At 39.5% G+C, this 23582-nt stretch carries 14 protein-coding genes, 22 tRNA genes and 2 rRNA genes (1 of these 38 running past the window's edge); 31 read left to right on the top strand and 7 right to left on the bottom strand.

The window, feature by feature from the left end:
• The 25 genes from ACX9TM_RS24800 to ACX9TM_RS24680 all read left to right on the top strand — a co-directional run.
• Window positions 1-2178 (top strand): 23S ribosomal RNA (locus tag ACX9TM_RS24800); it begins 744 nt to the left of the window's first position.
• Between the two features lie 101 nt (window positions 2179-2279).
• Window positions 2280-2395, top strand: a 5S ribosomal RNA gene (gene rrf, locus ACX9TM_RS24795).
• Window positions 2396-2399: 4 nt separating this feature from the next.
• Window positions 2400-2475 (top strand) — tRNA-Val (locus ACX9TM_RS24790).
• A 4-nt stretch (window positions 2476-2479) separates the two neighbouring features.
• A tRNA-Thr gene (locus ACX9TM_RS24785) sits at window positions 2480-2555 on the top strand.
• A 9-nt stretch (window positions 2556-2564) separates the two neighbouring features.
• A tRNA-His gene (locus ACX9TM_RS24780) sits at window positions 2565-2640 on the top strand.
• A 22-nt stretch (window positions 2641-2662) separates the two neighbouring features.
• A tRNA-Leu gene (locus tag ACX9TM_RS24775) sits at window positions 2663-2743 on the top strand.
• Window positions 2744-2772: 29 nt separating this feature from the next.
• Window positions 2773-2847: transfer RNA gene (locus ACX9TM_RS24770), tRNA-Gly, on the top strand.
• A 16-nt stretch (window positions 2848-2863) separates the two neighbouring features.
• Window positions 2864-2952 (top strand) — tRNA-Leu (locus ACX9TM_RS24765).
• 3 nt (window positions 2953-2955) lie between these two features.
• A tRNA-Arg gene (locus tag ACX9TM_RS24760) sits at window positions 2956-3029 on the top strand.
• A gap of 10 nt (window positions 3030-3039) precedes the next feature.
• Window positions 3040-3113 (top strand) — tRNA-Pro (locus ACX9TM_RS24755).
• A gap of 16 nt (window positions 3114-3129) precedes the next feature.
• Window positions 3130-3202: transfer RNA gene (locus tag ACX9TM_RS24750), tRNA-Ala, on the top strand.
• A 20-nt stretch (window positions 3203-3222) separates the two neighbouring features.
• Window positions 3223-3299: transfer RNA gene (locus tag ACX9TM_RS24745), tRNA-Met, on the top strand.
• Window positions 3300-3303: 4 nt separating this feature from the next.
• Window positions 3304-3380, top strand: a tRNA-Ile gene (locus ACX9TM_RS24740).
• A gap of 17 nt (window positions 3381-3397) precedes the next feature.
• Window positions 3398-3490, top strand: a tRNA-Ser gene (locus tag ACX9TM_RS24735).
• Between the two features lie 27 nt (window positions 3491-3517).
• Window positions 3518-3594 (top strand) — tRNA-Met (locus tag ACX9TM_RS24730).
• Window positions 3595-3597: 3 nt separating this feature from the next.
• Window positions 3598-3673, top strand: a tRNA-Asp gene (locus tag ACX9TM_RS24725).
• A 12-nt stretch (window positions 3674-3685) separates the two neighbouring features.
• Window positions 3686-3749, top strand: a tRNA-Phe gene (locus tag ACX9TM_RS24720).
• A 14-nt stretch (window positions 3750-3763) separates the two neighbouring features.
• Window positions 3764-3839 (top strand) — tRNA-Thr (locus ACX9TM_RS24715).
• A 10-nt stretch (window positions 3840-3849) separates the two neighbouring features.
• A tRNA-Lys gene (locus tag ACX9TM_RS24710) sits at window positions 3850-3925 on the top strand.
• A 13-nt stretch (window positions 3926-3938) separates the two neighbouring features.
• A tRNA-Gly gene (locus ACX9TM_RS24705) sits at window positions 3939-4009 on the top strand.
• 10 nt (window positions 4010-4019) lie between these two features.
• Window positions 4020-4096, top strand: a tRNA-Ile gene (locus ACX9TM_RS24700).
• A 7-nt stretch (window positions 4097-4103) separates the two neighbouring features.
• Window positions 4104-4178, top strand: a tRNA-Asn gene (locus ACX9TM_RS24695).
• 7 nt (window positions 4179-4185) lie between these two features.
• A tRNA-Ser gene (locus ACX9TM_RS24690) sits at window positions 4186-4276 on the top strand.
• 5 nt (window positions 4277-4281) lie between these two features.
• Window positions 4282-4353: transfer RNA gene (locus ACX9TM_RS24685), tRNA-Glu, on the top strand.
• A gap of 747 nt (window positions 4354-5100) precedes the next feature.
• A complete protein-coding gene (locus ACX9TM_RS24680) occupies window positions 5101-6045 on the top strand; it encodes an L-lactate dehydrogenase (RefSeq protein WP_000715338.1) in 945 nt (314 codons plus the stop codon).
• A gap of 223 nt (window positions 6046-6268) precedes the next feature.
• On the opposite strand, the gene ACX9TM_RS24675 is transcribed toward ACX9TM_RS24680, so the two are convergent.
• Window positions 6269-10492 carry a S8 family serine peptidase gene (locus ACX9TM_RS24675; protein WP_063220422.1) on the bottom strand — a complete coding sequence of 1408 codons (4224 nt, stop codon included), beginning with the start codon at window positions 10490-10492 and terminating at the stop codon, window positions 6269-6271.
• A 33-nt stretch (window positions 10493-10525) separates the two neighbouring features.
• Window positions 10526-11131: a CalY family protein gene (locus ACX9TM_RS24670; protein ID WP_065382158.1), complete on the bottom strand. Its 606-nt coding sequence runs from the start codon at window positions 11129-11131 to the stop codon at window positions 10526-10528.
• A gap of 470 nt (window positions 11132-11601) precedes the next feature.
• Between ACX9TM_RS24670 and glgB the strand changes: the two genes are divergently transcribed.
• From glgB to glgP, 5 genes are all read left to right on the top strand, one after another.
• Window positions 11602-13539, top strand: coding sequence for a 1,4-alpha-glucan branching protein GlgB (gene glgB, locus ACX9TM_RS24665; protein WP_000111405.1), 1938 nt, complete (start codon window positions 11602-11604; stop codon window positions 13537-13539).
• A complete protein-coding gene (gene glgC, locus ACX9TM_RS24660; protein WP_000057619.1) occupies window positions 13487-14617 on the top strand; it encodes a glucose-1-phosphate adenylyltransferase in 1131 nt (376 codons plus the stop codon). The genes glgB and glgC overlap by 53 nt, the downstream gene beginning before the upstream one ends.
• Window positions 14618-14635: 18 nt before the next feature.
• Window positions 14636-15670 (top strand): glucose-1-phosphate adenylyltransferase subunit GlgD, encoded by a 1035-nt coding sequence (glgD, locus tag ACX9TM_RS24655; protein ID WP_000504168.1) that lies wholly within the window; start codon window positions 14636-14638, stop codon window positions 15668-15670.
• 113 nt (window positions 15671-15783) lie between these two features.
• The gene (glgA, locus tag ACX9TM_RS24650) at window positions 15784-17214 is read left to right on the top strand and encodes a glycogen synthase GlgA (protein ID WP_023901191.1); all 1431 of its coding nucleotides are present in this window, start codon (window positions 15784-15786) and stop codon (window positions 17212-17214) included.
• 18 nt (window positions 17215-17232) lie between these two features.
• Window positions 17233-19641 carry a glycogen phosphorylase gene (gene glgP, locus ACX9TM_RS24645; RefSeq protein ID WP_065382157.1) on the top strand — a complete coding sequence of 803 codons (2409 nt, stop codon included), beginning with the start codon at window positions 17233-17235 and terminating at the stop codon, window positions 19639-19641.
• Window positions 19642-19743: 102 nt separating this feature from the next.
• Here the strand turns inward: glgP and ACX9TM_RS24640 are convergent, their stop codons facing one another.
• The 4 genes from ACX9TM_RS24640 to ACX9TM_RS24625 all read right to left on the bottom strand — a co-directional run bounded on the left by ACX9TM_RS24640 (window position 19744) and on the right by ACX9TM_RS24625 (window position 22161).
• Complete coding sequence (locus ACX9TM_RS24640) at window positions 19744-19878, bottom strand: hypothetical protein (protein WP_000911075.1); 135 nt, start codon at window positions 19876-19878, stop codon at window positions 19744-19746.
• A gap of 76 nt (window positions 19879-19954) precedes the next feature.
• Window positions 19955-20677: a lipase family protein gene (locus ACX9TM_RS24635; protein ID WP_001260111.1), complete on the bottom strand. Its 723-nt coding sequence runs from the start codon at window positions 20675-20677 to the stop codon at window positions 19955-19957.
• Window positions 20678-21014: 337 nt separating this feature from the next.
• A complete protein-coding gene (locus ACX9TM_RS24630; protein WP_000521639.1) occupies window positions 21015-21164 on the bottom strand; it encodes a hypothetical protein in 150 nt (49 codons plus the stop codon).
• A gap of 214 nt (window positions 21165-21378) precedes the next feature.
• The gene (locus ACX9TM_RS24625; RefSeq protein WP_001201257.1) at window positions 21379-22161 is read right to left on the bottom strand and encodes a TIGR00266 family protein; all 783 of its coding nucleotides are present in this window, start codon (window positions 22159-22161) and stop codon (window positions 21379-21381) included.
• A gap of 391 nt (window positions 22162-22552) precedes the next feature.
• On the opposite strand from ACX9TM_RS24625, the gene cspD reads away from it, so the two are divergent.
• On the top strand, window positions 22553-22753 hold the full coding sequence (cspD, locus tag ACX9TM_RS24620; RefSeq protein WP_001193054.1) for a cold-shock protein CspD: 201 nt from the start codon (window positions 22553-22555) through the stop codon (window positions 22751-22753).
• A gap of 44 nt (window positions 22754-22797) precedes the next feature.
• On the opposite strand, the gene ACX9TM_RS24615 is transcribed toward cspD, so the two are convergent.
• On the bottom strand, window positions 22798-23529 hold the full coding sequence (locus ACX9TM_RS24615; RefSeq protein ID WP_000957396.1) for a yteA family sporulation protein: 732 nt from the start codon (window positions 23527-23529) through the stop codon (window positions 22798-22800).
• Window positions 23530-23582 lie beyond the last annotated feature (53 nt).

Here is a 23582-nt window from a genome sequence, read left to right as displayed (position 1 = left end):
AGGGTGAAGTTCAGGTAACACTGAATGGAGGCCCGAACCCACGCACGTTGAAAAGTGCGGGGATGAGGTGTGGGTAGCGGAGAAATTCCAATCGAACCTGGAGATAGCTGGTTCTCCCCGAAATAGCTTTAGGGCTAGCCTTAAGTGTAAGAGTCTTGGAGGTAGAGCACTGATTGGACTAGGGGTCCTCATCGGATTACCGAATTCAGTCAAACTCCGAATGCCAATGACTTATCCTTAGGAGTCAGACTGCGAGTGATAAGATCCGTAGTCAAAAGGGAAACAGCCCAGACCGCCAGCTAAGGTCCCAAAGTGTGTATTAAGTGGAAAAGGATGTGGAGTTGCTTAGACAACTAGGATGTTGGCTTAGAAGCAGCCACCATTTAAAGAGTGCGTAATAGCTCACTAGTCGAGTGACTCTGCGCCGAAAATGTACCGGGGCTAAATACACCACCGAAGCTGCGGATTGATACCAATGGTATCAGTGGTAGGGGAGCGTTCTAAGGACAGTGAAGTCAGACCGGAAGGACTGGTGGAGTGCTTAGAAGTGAGAATGCCGGTATGAGTAGCGAAAGACGGGTGAGAATCCCGTCCACCGAATGCCTAAGGTTTCCTGAGGAAGGCTCGTCCGCTCAGGGTTAGTCAGGACCTAAGCCGAGGCCGACAGGCGTAGGCGATGGACAACAGGTTGATATTCCTGTACCACCTCTTTATCGTTTGAGCAATGGAGGGACGCAGAAGGATAGAAGAAGCGTGCGATTGGTTGTGCACGTCCAAGCAGTTAGGCTGATAAGTAGGCAAATCCGCTTATCGTAAAGGCTGAGCTGTGATGGGGAAGCTCCTTATGGAGCGAAGTCTTTGATTCCCCGCTGCCAAGAAAAGCTTCTAGCGAGATAAAAGGTGCCTGTACCGCAAACCGACACAGGTAGGCGAGGAGAGAATCCTAAGGTGTGCGAGAGAACTCTGGTTAAGGAACTCGGCAAAATGACCCCGTAACTTCGGGAGAAGGGGTGCTTTCTTAACGGAAAGCCGCAGTGAATAGGCCCAAGCGACTGTTTAGCAAAAACACAGCTCTCTGCGAAGCCGTAAGGCGAAGTATAGGGGGTGACACCTGCCCGGTGCTGGAAGGTTAAGGAGAGGGGTTAGCGTAAGCGAAGCTCTGAACTGAAGCCCCAGTAAACGGCGGCCGTAACTATAACGGTCCTAAGGTAGCGAAATTCCTTGTCGGGTAAGTTCCGACCCGCACGAAAGGTGTAACGATTTGGGCACTGTCTCAACCAGAGACTCGGTGAAATTATAGTACCTGTGAAGATGCAGGTTACCCGCGACAGGACGGAAAGACCCCGTGGAGCTTTACTGTAGCCTGATATTGAATTTTGGTACAGTTTGTACAGGATAGGCGGGAGCCATTGAAACCGGAGCGCTAGCTTCGGTGGAGGCGCTGGTGGGATACCGCCCTGACTGTATTGAAATTCTAACCTACGGGTCTTATCGACCCGGGAGACAGTGTCAGGTGGGCAGTTTGACTGGGGCGGTCGCCTCCTAAAGTGTAACGGAGGCGCCCAAAGGTTCCCTCAGAATGGTTGGAAATCATTCGTAGAGTGCAAAGGCATAAGGGAGCTTGACTGCGAGACCTACAAGTCGAGCAGGGACGAAAGTCGGGCTTAGTGATCCGGTGGTTCCGCATGGAAGGGCCATCGCTCAACGGATAAAAGCTACCCCGGGGATAACAGGCTTATCTCCCCCAAGAGTCCACATCGACGGGGAGGTTTGGCACCTCGATGTCGGCTCATCGCATCCTGGGGCTGTAGTCGGTCCCAAGGGTTGGGCTGTTCGCCCATTAAAGCGGTACGCGAGCTGGGTTCAGAACGTCGTGAGACAGTTCGGTCCCTATCCGTCGTGGGCGTAGGAAATTTGAGAGGAGCTGTCCTTAGTACGAGAGGACCGGGATGGACGCACCGCTGGTGTACCAGTTGTTCTGCCAAGGGCATAGCTGGGTAGCTATGTGCGGAAGGGATAAGTGCTGAAAGCATCTAAGCATGAAGCCCCCCTCAAGATGAGATTTCCCATAGCGTAAGCTAGTAAGATCCCTGAAAGATGATCAGGTTGATAGGTTCGAGGTGGAAGCATGGTGACATGTGGAGCTGACGAATACTAATAGATCGAGGACTTAACCATATAATATGAAGCAATGTTATCTAGTTTTGAAAGAATATAAAAAACTTGTTGACTTTCGAAAGTAAATGAGTTATAATAATTCTTGTCTTAAATGAATACAGTCTGGTAATGATGGCAGAGAGGTCACACCCGTTCCCATACCGAACACGGAAGTTAAGCTCTCTAGCGCCGATGGTAGTTGGGACCTTGTCCCTGTGAGAGTAGGACGTTGCCAGGCAAATGGAGGATTAGCTCAGCTGGGAGAGCACCTGCCTTACAAGCAGGGGGTCGGCGGTTCGATCCCGTCATCCTCCACCATTTAGCCGACTTAGCTCAATTGGTAGAGCAACTGACTTGTAATCAGTAGGTTGGGGGTTCAAGTCCTCTAGTCGGCACCAGAAATCATGGCGGTTGTGGCGAAGTGGTTAACGCACCGGATTGTGGCTCCGGCATTCGTGGGTTCGATTCCCATCAGTCGCCCCATTTTTCTTAAATAAATTAATATGCGGGTGTGGCGGAATTGGCAGACGCACCAGACTTAGGATCTGGCGCCTTTGGCGTGGGGGTTCGACTCCCTTCACCCGCACTTTTAATTAAATAACTCATACATGTCTTGCGGAAGTAGTTCAGTGGTAGAATACAACCTTGCCAAGGTTGGGGTCGCGGGTTCGAATCCCGTCTTCCGCTCCAATTTTCAATATGACATGCCGGGGTGGCGGAACAGGCAGACGCACAGGACTTAAAATCCTGCGGTGGGTGACCACCGTGCGGGTTCGACCCCCGCCCTCGGCACCATATGCGCCCGTAGCTCAATTGGATAGAGCGTTTGACTACGGATCAAGAGGTTAGGGGTTCGACTCCTCTCGGGCGCGCTTTTATTAACGGGAAGTGGCTCAGCTTGGTAGAGCACCTGGTTTGGGACCAGGGGGTCGCAGGTTCAAATCCTGTCTTCCCGATATTCCTAAAAAACATGGGGCCTTAGCTCAGCTGGGAGAGCGCCTGCCTTGCACGCAGGAGGTCAGCGGTTCGATCCCGCTAGGCTCCACTTATATTAATATCATTTATGGCGGTGTAGCTCAGCTGGCTAGAGCGTACGGTTCATACCCGTGAGGTCGGGGGTTCGATCCCCTCCGCCGCTACCATAAAGGACCTTTAGCTCAGCTGGTTAGAGCAGACGGCTCATAACCGTCCGGTCGTAGGTTCGAGTCCTACAAGGTCCACCATTAGACGTATATATCTCGGAGGTATACCCAAGTTCGGCTGAAGGGATCGGTCTTGAAAACCGACAGGCGGCGAGAGTCGCGCGGGGGTTCGAATCCCTCTACCTCCTCCATTTTTTCTAAAGTAAATATTTTATCATCGCGGGGTGGAGCAGCACGGTAGCTCGTCGGGCTCATAACCCGAAGGTCGCAGGTTCAAATCCTGTCCCCGCAACCAAATGGTCCCGTGGTGTAGTGGTTAACATGCCTGCCTGTCACGCAGGAGATCGCCGGTTCGACCCAGGTCGGGACCGCCATTTTTACATAAAGGCTCGGTAGAGCAGAGGACTGAAAATCCTCGTGTCGGCGGTTCGATTCCGTCCCGAGCCACCATTTTGAAAACGCAAGCCGACTTAGCTCAATTGGTAGAGCAACTGACTTGTAATCAGTAGGTTGGGGGTTCAAGTCCTCTAGTCGGCACCACTTTCAAAATGAGCCATTAGCTCAGTTGGTAGAGCATCTGACTTTTAATCAGAGGGTCGAAGGTTCGAGTCCTTCATGGCTCACCATTTACAATTTAATGCGGGTGTAGTTTAGTGGTAAAACAAGAGCCTTCCAAGCTCTGGTCGAGAGTTCGATTCTCTTCACCCGCTTTTCAATTATGGGCCTATAGCTCAGCTGGTTAGAGCGCACGCCTGATAAGCGTGAGGTCGATGGTTCGAGTCCATTTAGGCCCACCATAATTGTTCCGCAGTAGCTCAGTGGTAGAGCTATCGGCTGTTAACCGATCGGTCGTAGGTTCGAGTCCTACCTGCGGAGCCATATTTATAGAGAAGTACCCAAGTGGCTCAAGGGGCTCCCCTGCTAAGGGAGTAGATCGCGAACGCGGTGCGAGGGTTCGAATCCCTTCTTCTCTGCCAGAACTGGCCCGTTGGTCAAGTGGTTAAGACACCGCCCTTTCACGGCGGTAACACGGGTTCGAATCCCGTACGGGTCATACTAAAAGAGATAGCATAATCTGCTATCTCTTTTTTGTTGTATAAAAATGGACTTTGGATAGTCTGCTTTTTTATGCAATAGAAGAAATATGAAGTATTCGCTGTTGCAGTTGGGTACATAGAGAGCCGTAAATACAATCATGTTAATTATTTGGACCTGTATGAATATGAAGGAATTAACTTCAACTTGAACTTTTACCCCAGCTGTATGGCTGTAGCCTCCTACACTTGGAGAAACCGATGAAAATGCATCTGGGAGCTACTGTGGAAAATAAATAATATATAGAAGAAGCTGCTTTCTCTCAATAGCTGTGATCTACTGAAGACAGCTTTTTTATGTTGTCAGTATTGTCGAGTTTTGTCGGTAAGTCGATATATTGCAAAAATCGCTGATATAATTTGAGTTACGATCGATAAATTTTAATAATCGCTGATATATTTGGAGTTACGGTCGATATATTCTAAAAATCGCTGGTATAATTTCACTTACCGACAAAAACCACAAGAAAATCCCTTTCACAATCTAAAGAAAACGCCTCCATTGAAATGGATTCCACACCTATTCCAATAACTTTACACTCTATGTGAAAAAGTTCACAAATAGGTCATAATTTGTGAACTTTTTCACAATAATACGTGCTACAATATGAATGTAAAGAAGTTAAACAACATTAAATTAGTATTTTAATTAATTACTTAAACAATCATAAAAAAATATATGTGAACAATAGAGAGGGGAAATTACCATGAAAAAAGGTATCAATCGTGTAGTATTAGTAGGAACAGGAGCTGTAGGTTGTAGTTACGCTTACTCAATGATCAACCAAGGTGTAGCTGAAGAATTCGTATTAGTAGATGTTAATGAAGCAAAAGCAGAAGGGGAAGCAATGGACTTAAGCCATGCGGTACCATTCTCTCCATCACCAACAAAAGTTTGGAGCGGTAGCTATGCAGATTGTAAAGATGCAGATTTAGTTGTTATCACTGCTGGGTTACCACAAAAGCCAGGTGAAACTCGTTTAGACTTAGTTGAGAAAAATACAAAGATCTTTAAACAAATCGTTCGAGGCATTATGGATAGCGGATTCGATGGAATCTTCTTAATCGCAACTAACCCAGTTGATATTTTAACTTACGTAACTTGGAAAGAATCTGGTTTACCGAAAGAGCGCGTAATCGGTTCTGGTACTACTTTAGACTCTGCTCGTTTCCGTTACATGTTAGGTGACTACTTAGATGTAGATCCACGTAACGTTCATGCTTACATCGTTGGTGAACACGGTGACACTGAACTTCCAGTATGGAGCCACGCTACTATCGGTGTACAAAAATTAGAAACAATCTTAGCTAACAACGAACAGTACAAACAAGAAGACTTAGACAAAATCTTCGAAAACGTACGTGATGCAGCTTACCATATCATCGAGCGTAAAGGTGCAACTTACTACGGAATCGGTATGTCACTACTTCGTGTAACTAAAGCAATCTTAAACAACGAGAACAGCGTATTAACTGTATCTGCATACCTTGAAGGTCAATACGGCGAGAAAGATGCTTACGTAGGTGTTCCAGCTGTAATTAACCGCGAAGGTGTACGTGAAATCGTAGAACTTGAGCTAAATGAAGATGAAAAAGCGAAGTTCGCTCATTCTGTAAAAGTATTAAAAGAAACAATGGCACCAGTACTATAATAATTGCTAAATAGTTCAGAGGTGGGAAACTGCTTCTTACCTCTGAACTTATATAATTTAATATAAATTCCTTTTCCGGTTTCCCTTGTATATCCCCAATATACCCCTTTTGCTGGATAAGGGTCGTTTATAGAAAAAGAGCACTCTATTTTACGTAGAGTGCTCTTTATTATTCCGCTATTTGCCGGGCAGTAAAACCTCAATTGATTAAAGTTTCACTTTATTATTTTTTAGGCGTTAATCCTAATTTCTTTAAAATATCTGCCAGTGTACCGCTTTTTGATTTTTCTACAGGTGTTTGTGACTTAGATGCATCTGGCCCTTTTTTCAAGAAGTTCTTTTCAACGAAGCGAATATCTTTTTCGTCGACAATACCATCTTTATTAAGATCTCCGTCTTTTACAGTTAGTCCTTTTTTACCATAGTTGCTAGCAATGATTTCAGCATCTTTAATATCGATTACTTTATCACCATTTACATCGCCGGCAAGGTTTTCGTCAGGTCTTGCATAATAATATTGGCCAAGCAACTTACCGTCTTTTTCAGTACCAAGTTTCGTTGTTAGGCGGCTTGTTAAATGTCCTGGCACCTCTACATATAAGTTATAGTCGCGTTTATTAACTGGAAGTCCATTTAGTTTGAAGTATCCGTATTTATCTAGTGAGCCTTCAAACTTATGACGGTAAGAATCAGTCGCATATACTTTTACGCCAAGCTTTGTATAATCGAACTTTTCATCTAAATATCCGCGTTCATTTAAGAATGCACCAGGTTTAATATTTCCTTCTACTAATGAGTTTAAGGACATAACTGAGAATGTTTGATCTTGAAGTACACGCATTCTATTTGGTTCTGATTCACCTTGTTTCCAGTAAACAAAAATTGGTGATTCTAATTGAGCGTTTGCTTCATAAAACTCATCATTTTCTACTTTGAACGTTACATCAATGAACGGGAAATCACCATCTAATCCAGCAAAATTTTTGTCATCGATAGCTCCGCCAACTGTAACAGAGCCTGCCTCTAGTTTCGGTTCATTTACTTTTGCGGTTACCCCTTTTTGGGAAAGTAGCTTTTCAAAAGCAGGATTAAATTTCGCATTTGCAAATTTGAAGTTCTTCTCTAGGAAGTTTACATTAAATTGCCCAGCAACAAATTGTTTTACGTGTTTCGCGTTTAGTGTTACTGTGAACTCGTCATTTTTATATAATTCTTTTTTATCGTAACTAGTTTTTGCATATTGAGCACCTTGCGGGATAAACCAGTAGTTATTTACACCGTTTGGATAGTCAGGACCTGCAGTTGCATAATCGAAAATATATACGCCTGTGTTCATTGGACCTTCCGTTCTGAAGGAGTCAGGTGTAATGCCAACTTTAAAGTCGCCATTTGCATTAATCGGTAAAAACTTATGCAAGTATGGAGAATAGTCATAGTACATAACGCCATTCGCTTCTTGCGTAATGTTTAATCCTTTTCCTTTTAAGTAATCAACGTTTGAATCGTATACATTTCCTTTAATCCATAGTGCTTTTTTGCCATCTTCTACTGTATAATTTTCTTCATTTAACTCGTAAATACCAGGTTTTAATCCAGTTAATTTCACTTCTGGTGGTGTATTATCAATTACAACATAATCACCTTTTACACGTGCTTTCCCAGCCTTATCATAACCGACAAACTCAATGGTGTAGTCTCCTTCTGGTAAGTTGATTTTCTCATCACCGATTGGTTTTGCAGGATCATTTGTAAAAGGATACACTTTTCCATTAAAGAATGAATCTAAGTAGTAATACACATCAGTTTTTAGGCCACTCGTGTTTAATGTTCCAATGAAGCCAAGAGCTTTATTTGTTTTGGAATCTTTTACGATAAGATCTAACGTTTCAAGTTCGCTGTTTAATTGGAATGCTCCGTGAACATACGATTCACCGTATGGATTGAATTTAGATGTATCAGTTGAAATTGCTTTTCTTGATAGTATTGCATTTTCAATACCAGGCTCTGATACACGAATAGAGAATGGGATTTGATATGTTTCTTCTTTATTTTTTGTGTTCGTAATATGAATGTACCCTTCATATCGGCCTTGTTTCACACCGGCTGGAACATTAATTTTTGCTTCAATTTCACCTGTTTTGCCAGCATCAAGAGTAATTGTTTCTGGAGCAGAGATTTTTACACCGTTTGCGACAGCATCGTTAATAGTAGACGATGCTGGTGTATAAGAAATTTCTGTTTTAAATTCTTTTTTCTCTTGTTTATTATGATTAGTTACTTTTATATTTCGTTTTTGTTCAAGAGCTTCACCGTCTTTTTGATAAAACTTACCGAATGCAATAGATCCAGTTTCTTCGGGTACTTCAATTACTTCATCATTTACAACAGTTTGTGTCGTATCTAATACTTTAAAGCTTGTTTCTGTACGAACGGCGTTGTAAGCATCTACTCGCCCAGCTCCAACTTCATATACGGAATATTTTTCTTTTAAATCATTAGCTGTGTTCATAAGAGACGCTTTTACATCGAACGGAGAGTAGTCTGGGTGTTCTTGTAAAATTAGAGCAGCAACGCCAGCGATATGAGGAGAAGCCATAGATGTTCCTTGCATACGCTCATAGGAAACAGCGTAGTTTTCACCCTCTTGCGGGTCGTTAATATATTCAGGAACTGTTGAAAGGATAGCGACACCAGGCGCTGTAATATCAGGCTTAATATCATCATTTGCTGTAACAGGACCGCGTGAGCTAAAGTCTGCAAGATGATCGCCTTCTGTTTGAATGTAATTAATTTCATCGAGAGTTAAGGAGGTGCTACCTTGTTCGATTTGAGCTTTTAGTTTTTCACCTTCTTCTTTCGTTAGGCGGAATGCTGGAATGTATTTTGTACTTTCGCCAACGTAGAAAGGAATTTCTCCATCCACATTGTTATAAATAATAACGGCTTTTGCACCTGCTTGTTTTGCATTAGCAATTTTTTCATCAAATGACAGTGTACCGCGTGCAACGAGAGCGATTTTTCCTTTTACATCTTTTTTACTAAACTCGTCAGGCGTACCAATTCCTACATATTCAATAGGTAAAGTTTGTCCCTTGAAATCTTCTATTTTATCAGTGAAGTTTTTGCCGAATAGAATTAGGTTAGGAAATTGTAATTGTCCAGCATGACCTGATAGTTTCGGTAAGGAAATAGAGCTATCACTGGCTCCAACCGTAATAGCAAATGGCGAAGCACCTGGTGATCCGAGTGTTGATGGATTCGGTCCAGAGTTACCAGCAGCAACGACTGTAACAACGCCTGAAAGCATCGCGTTATTAACAGCGATAGATGTTGGATCAAGAGGATTGTTGCTATCATCACCTAACGATAAGTTAATAACGTTCATACCGTCAGAAATGGATTTATCAATTGCAGCGATAATACCTGAACTATCTCCACTTCCGTATGGTCCGAGTACACGATAGTTATACAGTTCAATGCCAGGTGCAACACCTTTTACTGCTGAATCAGATTGGTTCTTCTTTTGGGCAGAAACGATACCTGCTACGTGAGTGCCGTGGGCTGTGTAGAAGGAAGAACCACGGTTATCAAATTCAGGAGCACCAGATTGTTGCCATTCTGAATAAGTAGTTTCCATTGGATCTGCATCATTATTAATAAAGTCCCAACCCTTTACTGAGTTTAGGTCTACTTTGCTAGAGTCCTCACCAGGTTTCGCGCGATAGCCTTTATATACGTCTTTTAAGTCAGGATGATTGTAATCAATACCTGTATCTAATACACCAACTTTAATTCCTTTTCCGGTAATGCCCTCACTATGTAACTTATCTACTCCAATTTGCGGGATGCTATCTGTTAGTTTTTGAGGCGCTTTTTGCTCAGCTTGTTTTGGTAAATTTAATTTCACTTCGTAATCTTTCCAAATACGTTTTACAACGCCAATTCGTAACAATTCTTCTACTGTATTTGCTGGTAATGTCATCGCAACACCATTTATCGCATGCTTATAAGAACGTTTAATTTGTACAGACTGGAAGTTTCCTGATTTTACTGATGGGCTGAATTGATAAAGACGTTTTAGTCCTTTTTCGAATTCTTCATGTTCTTGATCAATACGTGCTTTTATATTTTCAGGAGCAGACTGTAATCCTTTTTCTTTTTGTTTTAATTCATTAATCTTTACTGGAGCAGTTTGAAATTCTACGATGATATTTACAGGCTCAGAACTACTCGTATTAATATCTGGTGAAATTGTAAAACCAGGGTTGGCATCTACCGTTTGTAATGCCAGGCGTTGTTCTTTAGAAAGCTTAGATAATATAGAATGAGCATTTGAAGATTCAATTTGGTTAATAGGACTTTCAGCAAGTACATTGAACGGAATAGCAGTTGAAAACAAAACGCCAGCTGTTACAATTCCGGTAACAAAACGATTTTTCTTTTTCATTTATAGGCCTCCGGTAATTTATATTTTTAAAAATTATTTCTCCACGCCAGCCGTTTGCTCAGTATGGAATGTCCAGTTTAGCTGCAGGGAATCACCTTGAAATTTATTTTGATCTTGGTCGTTATCTTCAAATGAGAAGAGGACGTGTAAGTAATCTGTTTCACCAGATTTAATACCATCTATTAAGTTATGACGTTCTAGAGACGTAGCGACATCTTCAGGTTTCATAGTTTTTAATTGTGATAGTTTTGTTTCCCACACAATCTCATGATCATCGTTTGGATTAGATGGCTGTCCATCATTTACTAGAAACTTGACGATAATGTGATCACCTAAATCTTCACCGTCATTATTTTGCTTTGCATCTGTAACTTCATATGATGTTTCAAGTGCTACTTTTGCGATATCCAATGTACCTGTATTTTCAAGCTTGAAGTTCCTTTCAATAAAATCACCTGGTTTTAAATCTTTCACATTAACGATTACACTTGGATTAATAGAAAGATCTAGTGTTCCAGCTTGAAATGAGTTACTTGATGTTTCTGAATCACTGAAATAGGCGAATACACCGCCGAATGTAAGGGATAAGCCAAGTGAAGCGGTGATAACTCCCATTCCTACTTTTTGTTTTAATGACATAAGAAAGCCTCCTAGTTAAATTTGTATAGCAACCGTTCGCAACAAGGATAAATAAGTAAACATAGTAGTCCGCTATGAATTGTAGTTACGAAAGAACAATGTTCTTTATTGAGAACAAGTATATGCTTATGAATTTCGCATTTCAATAAAATTGTGACAAAAAATATTGAGAAACATTTTTTTTATGACAGATTATTTTGTTTTGATTTTGAGTGGAAAATAGCATGAAAAATAGGATAAACATAATAAAATAAAGGTTGAGAAAAAATAATTGATAAAAATATAGAAGGATAATAAAGCGTTTTCAATGAATATTCGTCAAAATTCGATATTTTACACGGAAATGTGAAGAAAAACTAACGTTTTTAAGAAAAAAACGAATATTTTTTATAAATTAACAAGGGTATTGCAGTTTTTCGCAGAAATAGTTAAAGTATAAAAAATTCTGTCATCTAAGTGAGGTGAGCATATTGAGTGTAATAAATTGTGAAGAAGTGAAACGAGATGAGTTTCATACAGAAAAGTACTATGAAAGTTATAACATCTTTGGCGCACATGTTGTGACGGAAGATGAGATTCAAGGGGTACGATTTACAGTGTGGGCTCCTCATGCGAAAGCAATGAGTGTTGTTGGAGATTTTAATGAGTGGGATTATGAGCAACATAAAATGCTACAAGTGACAGAAGAAGGCATTTGGTCCTTGTTTATACCGCATATTGAAGAAGGAGAAATATATAAATATGCGATTGAAACGTTGGCTGGTGACGTCATTTTAAAGGCAGATCCGTATGCTGTATATGCAGAAGTAAGACCGAATACGGCATCTGTAGTTTTTGATATAAAGGGATATGAATGGAATGATAAAAACTGGACTCGTAAGAAAAAGAAAAAATCGATTTATAAAGAAGCGATGACAGTTTATGAATTGCATTTTGGTTCTTGGAAAAAGAAAGAAGATGGAACACTGTATTCTTACAGGGAAATGGTAGAAGAACTCATTCCATATGTGGTGGAACATCAATTTACACATATTGAAATTATGCCGCTTGTTGAGCATCCATATGATCGTTCTTGGGGATATCAAGGAACGGGATATTATGCAGCGACGAGTAGATTTGGTACACCGCATGATTTAATGTATTTTGTCGACGAATGTCATAAATATGGAATCGGTGTCATTTTAGATTGGGTGCCGGGGCATTTTTGTAAAGATGCTCACGGTTTATATTTGTTTGATGGCACACCGACCTATGAATATAAAGATAAAGATGTACAAGAAAATCCAGTATGGGGAACTGTCAATTTTGATTTAGGAAAGAGAGAGGTACGTAATTTCTTAATTTCAAATGCGTTATTTTGGATGAGATATTTCCATATTGATGGTTTCAGAGTAGATGCAGTTGCGAACATGTTGTACTGGAATAAAGAAGGACAAGAGCAAAGTAATGAGCATGCTGTTTCATTTTTAAGAGAGTTGAATGAAGCAGTGTTTGCAGAGGATGAAGATTTTCTTATGACGGCAGAAGATTCAACAGCTTGGCCACTTGTAACAACTCCAACGTATGAAGGTGGGCTTGGATTCAATTACAAATGGAACATGGGCTGGATGAATGACGTGCTGAAATATATGGAGTGTGCGCCTGAATATAGGAAACACATTCATGAGAAAATGACGTTTTCTTTGCTATATGCGTACTCTGAAAACTTCATATTACCGCTTTCTCATGATGAAGTCGTTCATGGGAAAAAGTCGTTATTAAATAAAATGCCAGGTGATTACTGGGATAAGTTTGCTCAGCTTCGTTTATTATATGGATATTTCTTTACTCACCCAGGAAAGAAATTACTTTTCATGGGAGGGGAATTCGGACAGTTTGATGAGTGGAAAGACCTTGAAGATTTAGATTGGAATTTACATGATTTTGAAATGCATCGTTATATGCATGATTACTTTAAAGAGCTCATAGCATTGTATAAGCGCTCAAAACCACTTTGGCAGCTTGATCATTCGCCTGAAGGTTTTCAGTGGATTGATGCTAATAATAACGAGCAAAGTATTTTCTCGTTTATCCGCCAAGGGGATAAACAAGAGGATGCGTTAGTTATCGTATGTAATTTTACGAAAGCTACATATGAAAACTATAAAGTAGGTGTACCAGATTTCGAGTATTATAACGAGATTTTAAACAGTGATGCACAGCAATATGGCGGTTCGGGGCAAGTGAATAAGAAACGTCTTAAGACGATTCTAGAACCGTACCATAATCAAGCAGCACATGTAGAGATTACAATTCCACCATTTGGCGTATCCATATTACGACCAGTGAAGACGAGAAAGGGGAGCAAAAAACAAGATGGCTCAAAAACAAAAGTGCGTAGCAATGTTACTAGCAGGGGGAAAAGGTAGTCGATTAAGTGCATTAACAAAAAATTTAGCCAAGCCAGCTGTTCCATTTGGTGGTAAATATCGCATTATTGATTTTACGCTAAGTAACTGCGCAAATTCTGGTATTGAAACGGTTGGGATTTTAACGCAATATCAACCACTAGAACTTCATAATTATATCGGAATCGGCAATGCATGGGATTTAGACCGAGTAAGCGGTGGAGTCACAGTATTACCTCCTTATGCGGAGTCTTCAGGTGTGAAGTGGTACACAGGTACGGCAAGTGCCATTTATCAAAACTTAAACTATTTAAGTCAATATGAACCAGAGTATGTTCTTATTTTATCAGGCGACCATATTTATAAAATGGATTACAGTAAGATGCTAGATTACCATATTGAGAAAGAATCGGACGTATCCATTTCTGTTATTGAAGTACCTTGGGATGAAGCGAGTCGCTTTGGCATTATGAATACAAATGAAGAAATGGAGATTGTTGAGTTTGAAGAGAAACCACAATTTCCAAGAAGTAATCTTGCATCAATGGGAATCTATATTTTTAATTGGTCAATTTTGAAAGAGTATTTAGAGATGGATGCAAGAAACCCTGAATCTAGTAACGATTTCGGAAAAGACGTACTTCCGCTTTTATTGGATGAAGGGAAGAAGTTAATGGCGTATCCGTTTGAAGGATATTGGAAAGATGTTGGAACGGTGAAGAGCTTATGGGAAGCGAATATGGATTTGCTTCGCGATGAAACATCACTGAATTTAAACGATCGTAATTGGCGTATTTACTCTGTCAATCCAAACGAACCGCCTCAATATATTGCTGAAAAGGCGAAAGTAGAAGAATCGCTTATTAACGAAGGATGCGTCATTGAAGGGGACGTGAAGCATTCTGTGTTATTCCAAGGAGTGACGGTGGAAGAAGGAAGTATGGTGATTGATTCTGTCGTTATGCCAGGGGCTAAGATTGGTAAAAATGTTGTGATTGAAAGAGCGATTGTTGGATCAGAAATGGTTATCGAAGATGGAACAATCATTCGTCCAGAAAAGAATGTTGACGATGTAGTATTAATTGCTGAAGGGAAATAGAAAAGGGGGATGAAATGAATGGGAGAAAAAATGTTAGGAATTATTAATGCAACGGGAAGTTTTCCTTCCTTAAAGAAAGTAACAGGGCATCGTTCACTAGCGGCGTTACCGTTTGGGGGCCGTTATCGACTCATTGATTTCATGCTTTCAAATATGGTGAATTCTAGTATTCATAGTGTGGCAGTTTTTACAAGCCATAAAAATCGTTCGTTAATGGACCATGTTGGTTCAGGAAAACAGTGGGATTTAGATAGAAAACGAGACGGACTATTTTTATTCCCGCCAAACTGCCAATGTGACCAAGATGAATTTGGGTCTTTTGCACACTTTAGAAGACATATTGATTATTTTCTAAGAAGCAGAGAAGAGTACGTTGTTATTACGAATAGCCATCTCGTAACAGCATTAAATTTTCAAGCGGTGTTAGAGCGACATATACATACGGCAGCTGATATTACAGAAGTTTGCCATGAAGGGGTTTCGCTTCAAACATACGTGTTAAAGAAACAATTATTGTTAGACTTATTTGAGTCATATAAAGGTGTGGAACAATACAGTTTATTTGATGTAGTGAGAGAAAAGCGCGGGAAATCATTACACATTGCTACATATGAACATACTGGATATGTAGCAATTATTGACTCGATTGAAAGTTACTATAAACATAGCTTAGAAATTTTGCAACCTGCTATTTGGAAGCAATTATTTAAGAAAGAAGCACCGATCTTTACGAAAGTAAAAGATGAGCCACCAACTCGTTATTTAAAGGGTGCAGTCGTGAAAAATACAATGATTGCAAATGGCAGTATTATTGAAGGGGAAGTCGAAAACAGTGTTGTTTCCCGTTCGGTTAAAATTGGAAAAGGTTCAATTATTCGTAACAGTATTATTATGCAAAAGAGCCAAATTGGAGATAACTGTATAATAGACGGTGTTATTATTGATAAAGACGTGAAAATTGGCGACGGTGTCGTATTAAAAGGAAGCGCCGATGAGCCGTATGTTGTAGAAAAAGGAAGCGTACAAAACAGTACGATTAATAGTTATTCCTAAAGAATCAGTGGGGGCTTTTTCCTCCACTGATTAAAGTTTTAATTTAAATGAAAACTCGAAGGGAGGAAGCTGCAAGAGGAGTAATAAAAACTTTTCGCGCAGTGGGACAACAAGTGAATATTTTATTTGCAGTATCAGAATGTGTACCGTTTGTGAAATCGGGAGGATTAGCTGATGTAGCGGGTGCGCTCCCAAAAGAGCTAAAAAAATTAGGAGTGGACGTTCGTATTATACTTCCGAATTATAGTCTCATTCCGCAAAAGTTAAGAGATGGATGTACGTTACATAAAGTAATTAACGTCCCTCTTGGGTGGAGAAATCAATATTGTGGAATTTTAAAAGGTGAGCAAGACGGAATTACGTATTACTTAATAGATAATGAATATTATTTTAAGAGAGATTCTCTGTATGGTCATTACGATGACGGAGAGCGTTTTTCTTATTTCTCAAAAGCAGTGTTAGAGTGTATTCCGCACCTTGATTTTGAAGTGGATGTTCTTCATAGCCATGATTGGCATACGGCTATGGTTAATTTCTTACTTCGTGAAAAGTATCAAGATAACCCGTTATATGAGCGTATTAAAACGGTATATACGATTCATAACTTGCAGTTCCAAGGTGTATTTCCTCCTGAAGTGATGTACGACTTGTTAGAGCTTGGTGATGAATATTTTCATAGTGAGCAGCTAGAGTTTTATGGAAACGTAAACTTTATGAAAGGCGGTATTATTGCTTCGGATCAAATTACAGCGGTGAGCCCGACGTATAAAGAAGAAATTCAATATGAATTTTTCGGTGAGAAGTTAGATGGATTACTGCGAAAATATAATGATAAGCTTAGCGGCATTGTAAATGGTATTGATACGAGCGTATATAATCCAGAAACGGATTCGTATATTAAGGCCCAGTATGATGCAGAGTCATTATATGAAAAGAGTGAAAATAAACGCGCCTTGCAGCGTTATTTTGGTTTGCCAGAAAAAGAGGATACACCAATTATTTCAATGGTAACGAGATTAACGAAGCAAAAAGGTCTTGATTTAGTACGTACTGTATTCCGCGAAATAATGGAAGAAGATGTACAATGTATTATTTTAGGTTCAGGTGATTCGGAATATGAGCAATTCTTTGAGTGGATGGCATATGAGTATCCGGAGAAGGTAAAAGTTTATATCGGATTTAATGAAGAATTAGCTCACCAAGTGTATGCGGGAAGCGATTTGTTTTTAATGCCATCGCTGTTTGAACCGTGTGGACTTGGACAACTTATCGCATTAGCATACGGTACGATTCCAATTGTAAGAGAAACAGGTGGGTTAAACGACACGGTACATTCTTATGATGAAGAAACTGGAGAAGGAAATGGTTTCAGTTTCACGAATTTTAATGCACATGACATGCTGCATACGATTCATCGTGCAATTGAATTCTATCATGATAAACCAGTGTGGGAGCAGCTTGTAAAACAAGCGATGACTGAAGATTATAGCTGGGAGCAATCGGCTCTTGCTTATAAGGAATTGTATAAAAGTCTCATGGAATAACATGTAGGTGGTGAAAAAATGTTTACTCATGTTGAAAGTTTTAAATCAACTTTTCTAGAAAAGTTAGAGACGATGTATGGTAAAAGTTTTAAAGATTCTACAACTCGTGATCAATATAATACACTCGGCCATATGGTACGTGAGTATATGAATAGTCAATGGATTGCAACGAACGAGAGTTATCGATCCGGAGAGAAAAAGCAAATGTATTACTTGTCTATTGAGTTTTTGCTTGGACGTTTGCTTGGAAGTAACATCTTGAATTTAGGTATTCGAGATGTATGCGAGCAGGGGTTATCTGAACTAGGGATTTCATTACAAGAGTTAGAAGAAGTGGAAGCAGATGCAGGCCTTGGTAATGGTGGGCTTGGACGCTTAGCAGCCTGTTTTCTCGATTCACTCGCATCTTTAAACTTACCAGGACACGGCTGTGGAATTCGTTATAAACATGGTTTGTTTGATCAGAAAATTGTTGATGGTTATCAAGTTGAATTTCCAGAACAGTGGCTTCTTCATGAAAACGTATGGGAAGTAAGAAGGTATGATCAAGCTGTAGAAGTAAGTTATTTCGGCAGTGTTGAACCGCTAGAAATTGACGGGCGTTTAGAGTTTAGGCATACAAATGCAGAAGTCATTATGGCCGTGCCATATGATGTGCCGGTAGTTGGCTATGAGACGAGTACTGTAAATACACTTAGACTTTGGAATGCTGAACCAGTTCCTTTCCCGCAAAACTGCAAAGATATTTTGAAATATAAGCGTGAAACAGAGGCTGTATCGGAGTTTTTATATCCAGATGATACGCATGATGAGGGAAAAATACTTCGTTTAAAACAACAGTATTTCCTCGTATCAGCAAGTTTGCAAAATATCGTTCGAATGCATAGAGAAAGATATGGTGACCTTCGTCAACTACATGAAAAAATTGCGATCCACATTAACGATACACATCCGGTTTTAGCAATTCCGGAACTGATGCGTATTTTACTAGACGAAGAAAAGTTAGCATGGGAAGAAGCTTGGCACATAACGACGCAGACGATTTCTTATACGAATCATACGACGTTATCAGAAGCGCTCGAAAAGTGGCCAATTCACATTTTTAAACCGTTATTACCGAGAATTTATATGATTATTGAAGAGATTAATGAACGTTTCTGTCATGAACTGTGGGAACAGTATCCGTATGAGTGGGATCGTATTGAAGCAATGGCGATTATTGCACATGACCTTGTGAAAATGGCTCATTTAGCGATTGTCGGTAGCCATAGCGTAAACGGTGTAGCAAAAATTCATACGGAAATATTAAAGCAGCGGGAAATGCGATTGTTTTATGAATTTTATCCAGATAAGTTTAATAATAAGACGAATGGAATTGCTCATAGGCGCTGGCTTATGAAAGCAAATCCACAGTTAACAAATCTCATTTCAGAGGCGATTGGAACGGAGTGGAAGAAAGAACCGATTAAGCTTCAAGAGCTACAATTAGTTCAATATGATGCGAGTTTCCAAGAGAAATTTGCAGAGGTAAAACAAGAGCGTAAAGAGATTTTAGCGGAGCGTATTCATAATACAATGGGGATTACCATTGATCCAAATTCTATTTTTGATGTGCAAGTGAAAAGATTACATGCTTATAAACGACAATTATTAAATGTTCTTCATATTTTATATTTGTATAACCGTTTGAAAGAGGATGCTAGTTTTACATTTTATCCGCGTACTTTTATTTTTGGAGCGAAAGCATCACCTGGCTATTATTACGCGAAAAAAATTATTAAATTAATAAATGAACTCGCAAGAAAAGTAAATAATGACCCGTATGTCAGTCAATATATGAAAGTTATCTTTCTAGAAAACTATCGAGTTTCTTTAGCTGAAGATATATTCCCAGCAGCGGATGTAAGTGAACAAATTTCAACGGCGAGTAAAGAAGCATCGGGAACAGGTAATATGAAATTTATGATGAATGGTGCGATTACACTCGGAACGCTAGACGGTGCTAACGTTGAAATAAAAGACCGGGTCGGTGAGGATAACTGTTTTATTTTCGGTTTAACGGCCGAAGAGGTTCTTCATTACTATCAAAATGGTGGGTATCGTGCAAGTGATTATTATCACCACAATAGGCACATTAAAAAAATAGTTGATCAATTAACAAATGGTTTCTTTGCACAATCGGGAGCTGAATTTGAAGCAATTTACGATTCTCTCGTTATTCAAAACGATGAATATTTCGTTCTGCGAGATTTTGGTCCGTATGCTGAAAGACAAGAAGCTGTTGGTAGAGCTTATGAGAACCGAACGAAGTGGCTAGAAATGTCTATTTTAAATATTGCACAGTCTGGTCATTTTGCGAGCGATCGAACGATTTTGCAGTACAGTAATGAAATTTGGGGTATCGGTAATGCAGTTAAACAGTTTTAAAGAGGTTGCTATATTGGGAGATATATTATCGATTTACCAATAAAATGGATATTAATAAATAAAACGAGCTTAATAAAATTAAGCTCGTTTTATTTATTTTGCTTAAGAAAGAAATGGAACAGTGGTATATATGATACCTGCCCCATCATACTCTCCTGTCGCAAAGTATGAAAATGTAAAGAAACCTGTAACCGTAAAAATTACAATAAGAAAAAGTGCGAAGATAAATTTTAACATGTAAGGTCCCCTCATCCAAAAATAACTTCATACATTATTATAGTATACGAATATTTTATTTCCAATTGTTTACTGGTTAAAAATGAGAAGTCAGACATGTTTTGTATGTTGTAATGGAATGATTATTTGTAATGGATTTTGTGTTTTTTGTAAATGTCATGTTGTGATGGACGTGTGCATACTCCCAATCATGATCATTAAAATTTATGTTTCGGGGAGGGAGAAGTGGGACGACATCGAACAAGTTGACGAAACGAAAGCTACTAGCTACTTGTAGTTTATAATAATTTCGAAAAGCGATATCTCCTACTTTTGGAGAAGCGAATGTATAAAGTCCATACTGTGCGAAGGCAGTATTTATACGTGCATCTAATATGTGTAATGTGGCAAGCGCGCCACCTAGACTATGCCCAGTAGCTAGCAGTTTTTTATGTGCTGGCAATGATACGAGCATATCCATAATAGAATCACGACAAGACTCATAAATAGAGAGAAAACCGTTATGGACATTTCCGCCATTTAAAGCATAAGGATAAGGTTTTTGATTGACGAGAGAATCAATAATCCAATCTGGATCTGTTTGAGTGCCTCTGAAGGCAACAATAATTGTATCCTCAGATTCTAATATAAATCCGAACCATTCTGTTGTTTGAATGGCCTTTCCTTGAAACCCTTGTACATATTGAAAACCATCTGGTATTTCGAAAATGCCATTTTGTTTATATTGTTCATACGTTAACTCACAACAAGAAGCTAACAGTATGGCAGTGTCTTTATCAAAGGATAAAGGAGTACGCATTAAGGAAGCCCTCCTTAAGAAAAAGTATAGTTTAATATATGCAGTGAGGAACTTGATTCATTCTTTTGGAGGTGGGGAATAGCTTGTATCGCTTATCTAAATCAGTGGAGGAAATTATAAGGTCAAAATAAAACAGTGCCTGATAAGGGCACTGTTTACTCTTTTTCATCTCAAGGAATCGGCTTTTTTAGTTATTCTTAATGAACTGACGCATGCGTTAGTTGCATAAGTAAGAGGTTTGAAAAAATAGCCTGTATATATTTGAACGATGAATAACTTACCTATTTTCTTGTGTTTGTTTACACTATATACAGAAAAATTTGAAAAACAAAACGTATTATTTATCTGTTTGTTTTTGCTTCTTTTTCAAATACTCCGTACGCAATTTTTCAAGTTGTTGCTTTTTATCAAATTTGGCAGGTTTCTGTTTTTCATGGAACTTTGCCACAGCTACCTGACTTTTGGAATCCAATTGATATTTTCCCACTTTGTTCACCTACTTTTCTTGTCTCTAAAGAGAATCTATTCAACAAATATAATATACCTTATTTTCCTGAAGTAAACCTTATTACTTTATTTTAACTGCTTTTTCTCGTTTGTAGACGTAAATTAAAACACCCTTTCACTGCATTACTGCAAGCAAGGGTGTTTTAATTTTATTATTTTATTAGTTGATGGCCATGCCTACATAAGGGCACAGTTTACTCTTTCCCATCTAATAAACGACCAAGTCCACCTAATACACTACCTTCGCCAGTACTTTGCGCTGCTGGGCTTGTAAGACGTGCTGCTAAGCGGCTAAGTGTTAAGGACTGAATCCAAACTGTTCCAGGACCTTCTAATGTTGCGAAGAATAAACCCTCGCCGCCAAATAGAGCTGTTTTTACTTTACCAACGAACTCGACATCATAGTTAATGTCTTTTGTCATAGCAACGAGACAACCTGTATCAATGCGAAGTTTCTCACCAGGTTTTAATTCACGTTTATATACAGTTCCACCTGCGTGCATGAAAGCAAGGCCATCACCTTCAAGTTTCTGCATGATGAAACCTTCACCACCGAAGAAACCAGTTCCTATTTTTTTCGTAAATTCAATTCCGATGGAAACACCTTTTGCGGCACAAAGAAAGGCATCTTTTTGACAAACTACTTTTCCTTGATACTCTGTTAAATCTACAGGAATAATTTTACCAGGATAAGGAGCAGCAAATGAGACGTGGCGCTTGCCGTGACCTGTATTTGTAAATACAGTCATAAACATACTTTCGCCTGTAACGAGACGTTTACCAGCGCCCATTAATTTTCCGAATAAACCTCCAGATGGGCCAGAACCATCACCGAAGATTGTTTCCATTTCTATGTAATCTTCCATCATCATCATTGCGCCAGCTTCTGCAATCACGCTCTCTTCTGGATCTAACTCAATTTCAACAAACTGCATATCATCGCCATATAACTTATACTCGATTTCGTGTGCTCTCATTTTTTTCACCTCGTATGTAATAGATACTTATATTGTACAGAATTTAATAGGATTAGAATACTTTAGTTTTGTTAATTTTCAAATAAAGTGGAACCAGCCAAAACTGATTATCAGCTCCCGCCAATCAAGCTGTCCACAAATGGTGGGATAATATATGAATATGGAAATTCAACATTATATTAAAATTATAAAAAAATGGTGGAATGAAAGTGTTCTCATTTGACGTTTTGGATATAGCGTGATATAGTGAAATCACTATTGAGCTACATAATGTGGTACGGAAATAAAGCACGTTGAATTAAAGGCTGTAAGCTTGTTATACATTCATGTCCTTTATATCCACCTTTTCATGTGGATTCATAGTTTCATTTTTATTTAGGAGGTACATGACATGCAAACAGGTAAAGTTAAATGGTTCAACAGCGAAAAAGGTTTCGGTTTCATCGAAGTTGAAGGTGGAGACGATGTATTCGTTCACTTCTCAGCTATCCAAGGTGACGGATTCAAAACTTTAGAAGAAGGTCAAGAAGTTTCTTTCGAAATCGTTGAAGGTAACCGTGGACCACAAGCTGCTAACGTTACAAAAAACTAATTAGCTAGCGATAAAAAGCATTCCGATTTTCGGAATGCTTTTTTTTATTCTTTGGAACTAGATTCATTTGAAGATAATTCACCTTTGAAGGTACGTTCTTCAAAATCATCAAGCATTTGTTCATATTCTTCATGCTCTTCTGTAGCGAAAACTTGTGGGTTTTTCCCGTACATATCCGTACCGATAAAGTTTTCAAAATCCTCCACGTAGCCTACGTTTTCTTCACTATTTACATACATGCCATTATAGTTTTTTGAATCTTGTCTTTCTAAATCAGACGGCGTTTCAGATGTTCCATAATTTGCGACATCTTGCCACGCATCTTCCGCATCGTACTCAACAGAATTGTCCTCATCATGCTTGTGGAAAGAAGGAGACAACACTTCTTCTTCAACTGGTCGTGTATTCATATTTAACTTATTTGTCGCGTGCTGGATGCATGTTGTAGCAGTCGGCATTGCTTCCAATCTTTCAAATGGAATCTCTTCGCCAGACACTTCGCAAATGCCGTACGTACCCGCTTCTATTTTTTGCAAGGCATGTTTCGTGTCCTCAAGCTGTTTATGCCAAAGTTCAATAAGCCCGAAGTCTTTTTCCCGTTCATATAGCTCTGTAGCCATATCACCTGGATGGTTGTCATAGCTAGACAGTTCTCCTACTGAGTCACGTTCAGAAGCACGATCTGTATTTTCATGAGTTTGTATCGTTTGCTCTAGTTCTTGTTTTTGTTTTTCTAAAATGGATTTAAATTGACCTACTTGTTGTGGAGTTAACATAGTCGTCCACCTTCCTACAATTCAGTTTCTTTACATAGTATGAGCGTTGAGAG

The sequence above is a fragment of the Bacillus sp. LH1 genome (assembly GCF_057924895.1).
Note: the sequence above shows the minus strand (reverse complement) of the source record. Positions and strands in the feature narration are given on the sequence as shown.

What these genes read in the sequence shown, in the direction of transcription:
- ACX9TM_RS24680 (WP_000715338.1), top strand. Translation starts at nt 5,101, where the DNA reads ATGAAAAAAGGTATCAATCGTGTAGTATTAGTAGGAACAGGAGCTGTA.
- ACX9TM_RS24635 (WP_001260111.1), bottom strand. Translation starts at nt 20,677, where the DNA reads ATGCGTACTCCTTTATCCTTTGATAAAGACACTGCCATACTGTTAGCT.
- glgD (WP_000504168.1), top strand. Translation starts at nt 14,636, where the DNA reads ATGGGAGAAAAAATGTTAGGAATTATTAATGCAACGGGAAGTTTTCCT.
- cspD (WP_001193054.1), top strand. Translation starts at nt 22,553, where the DNA reads ATGCAAACAGGTAAAGTTAAATGGTTCAACAGCGAAAAAGGTTTCGGT.
- glgC (WP_000057619.1), top strand. Translation starts at nt 13,487, where the DNA reads ATGGCTCAAAAACAAAAGTGCGTAGCAATGTTACTAGCAGGGGGAAAA.
- ACX9TM_RS24640 (WP_000911075.1), bottom strand. Translation starts at nt 19,878, where the DNA reads ATGTTAAAATTTATCTTCGCACTTTTTCTTATTGTAATTTTTACGGTT.
- ACX9TM_RS24625 (WP_001201257.1), bottom strand. Translation starts at nt 22,161, where the DNA reads ATGAGAGCACACGAAATCGAGTATAAGTTATATGGCGATGATATGCAG.
- glgP (WP_065382157.1), top strand. Translation starts at nt 17,233, where the DNA reads ATGTTTACTCATGTTGAAAGTTTTAAATCAACTTTTCTAGAAAAGTTA.
- ACX9TM_RS24675 (WP_063220422.1), bottom strand. Translation starts at nt 10,492, where the DNA reads ATGAAAAAGAAAAATCGTTTTGTTACCGGAATTGTAACAGCTGGCGTT.
- ACX9TM_RS24615 (WP_000957396.1), bottom strand. Translation starts at nt 23,529, where the DNA reads ATGTTAACTCCACAACAAGTAGGTCAATTTAAATCCATTTTAGAAAAA.
- ACX9TM_RS24670 (WP_065382158.1), bottom strand. Translation starts at nt 11,131, where the DNA reads ATGTCATTAAAACAAAAAGTAGGAATGGGAGTTATCACCGCTTCACTT.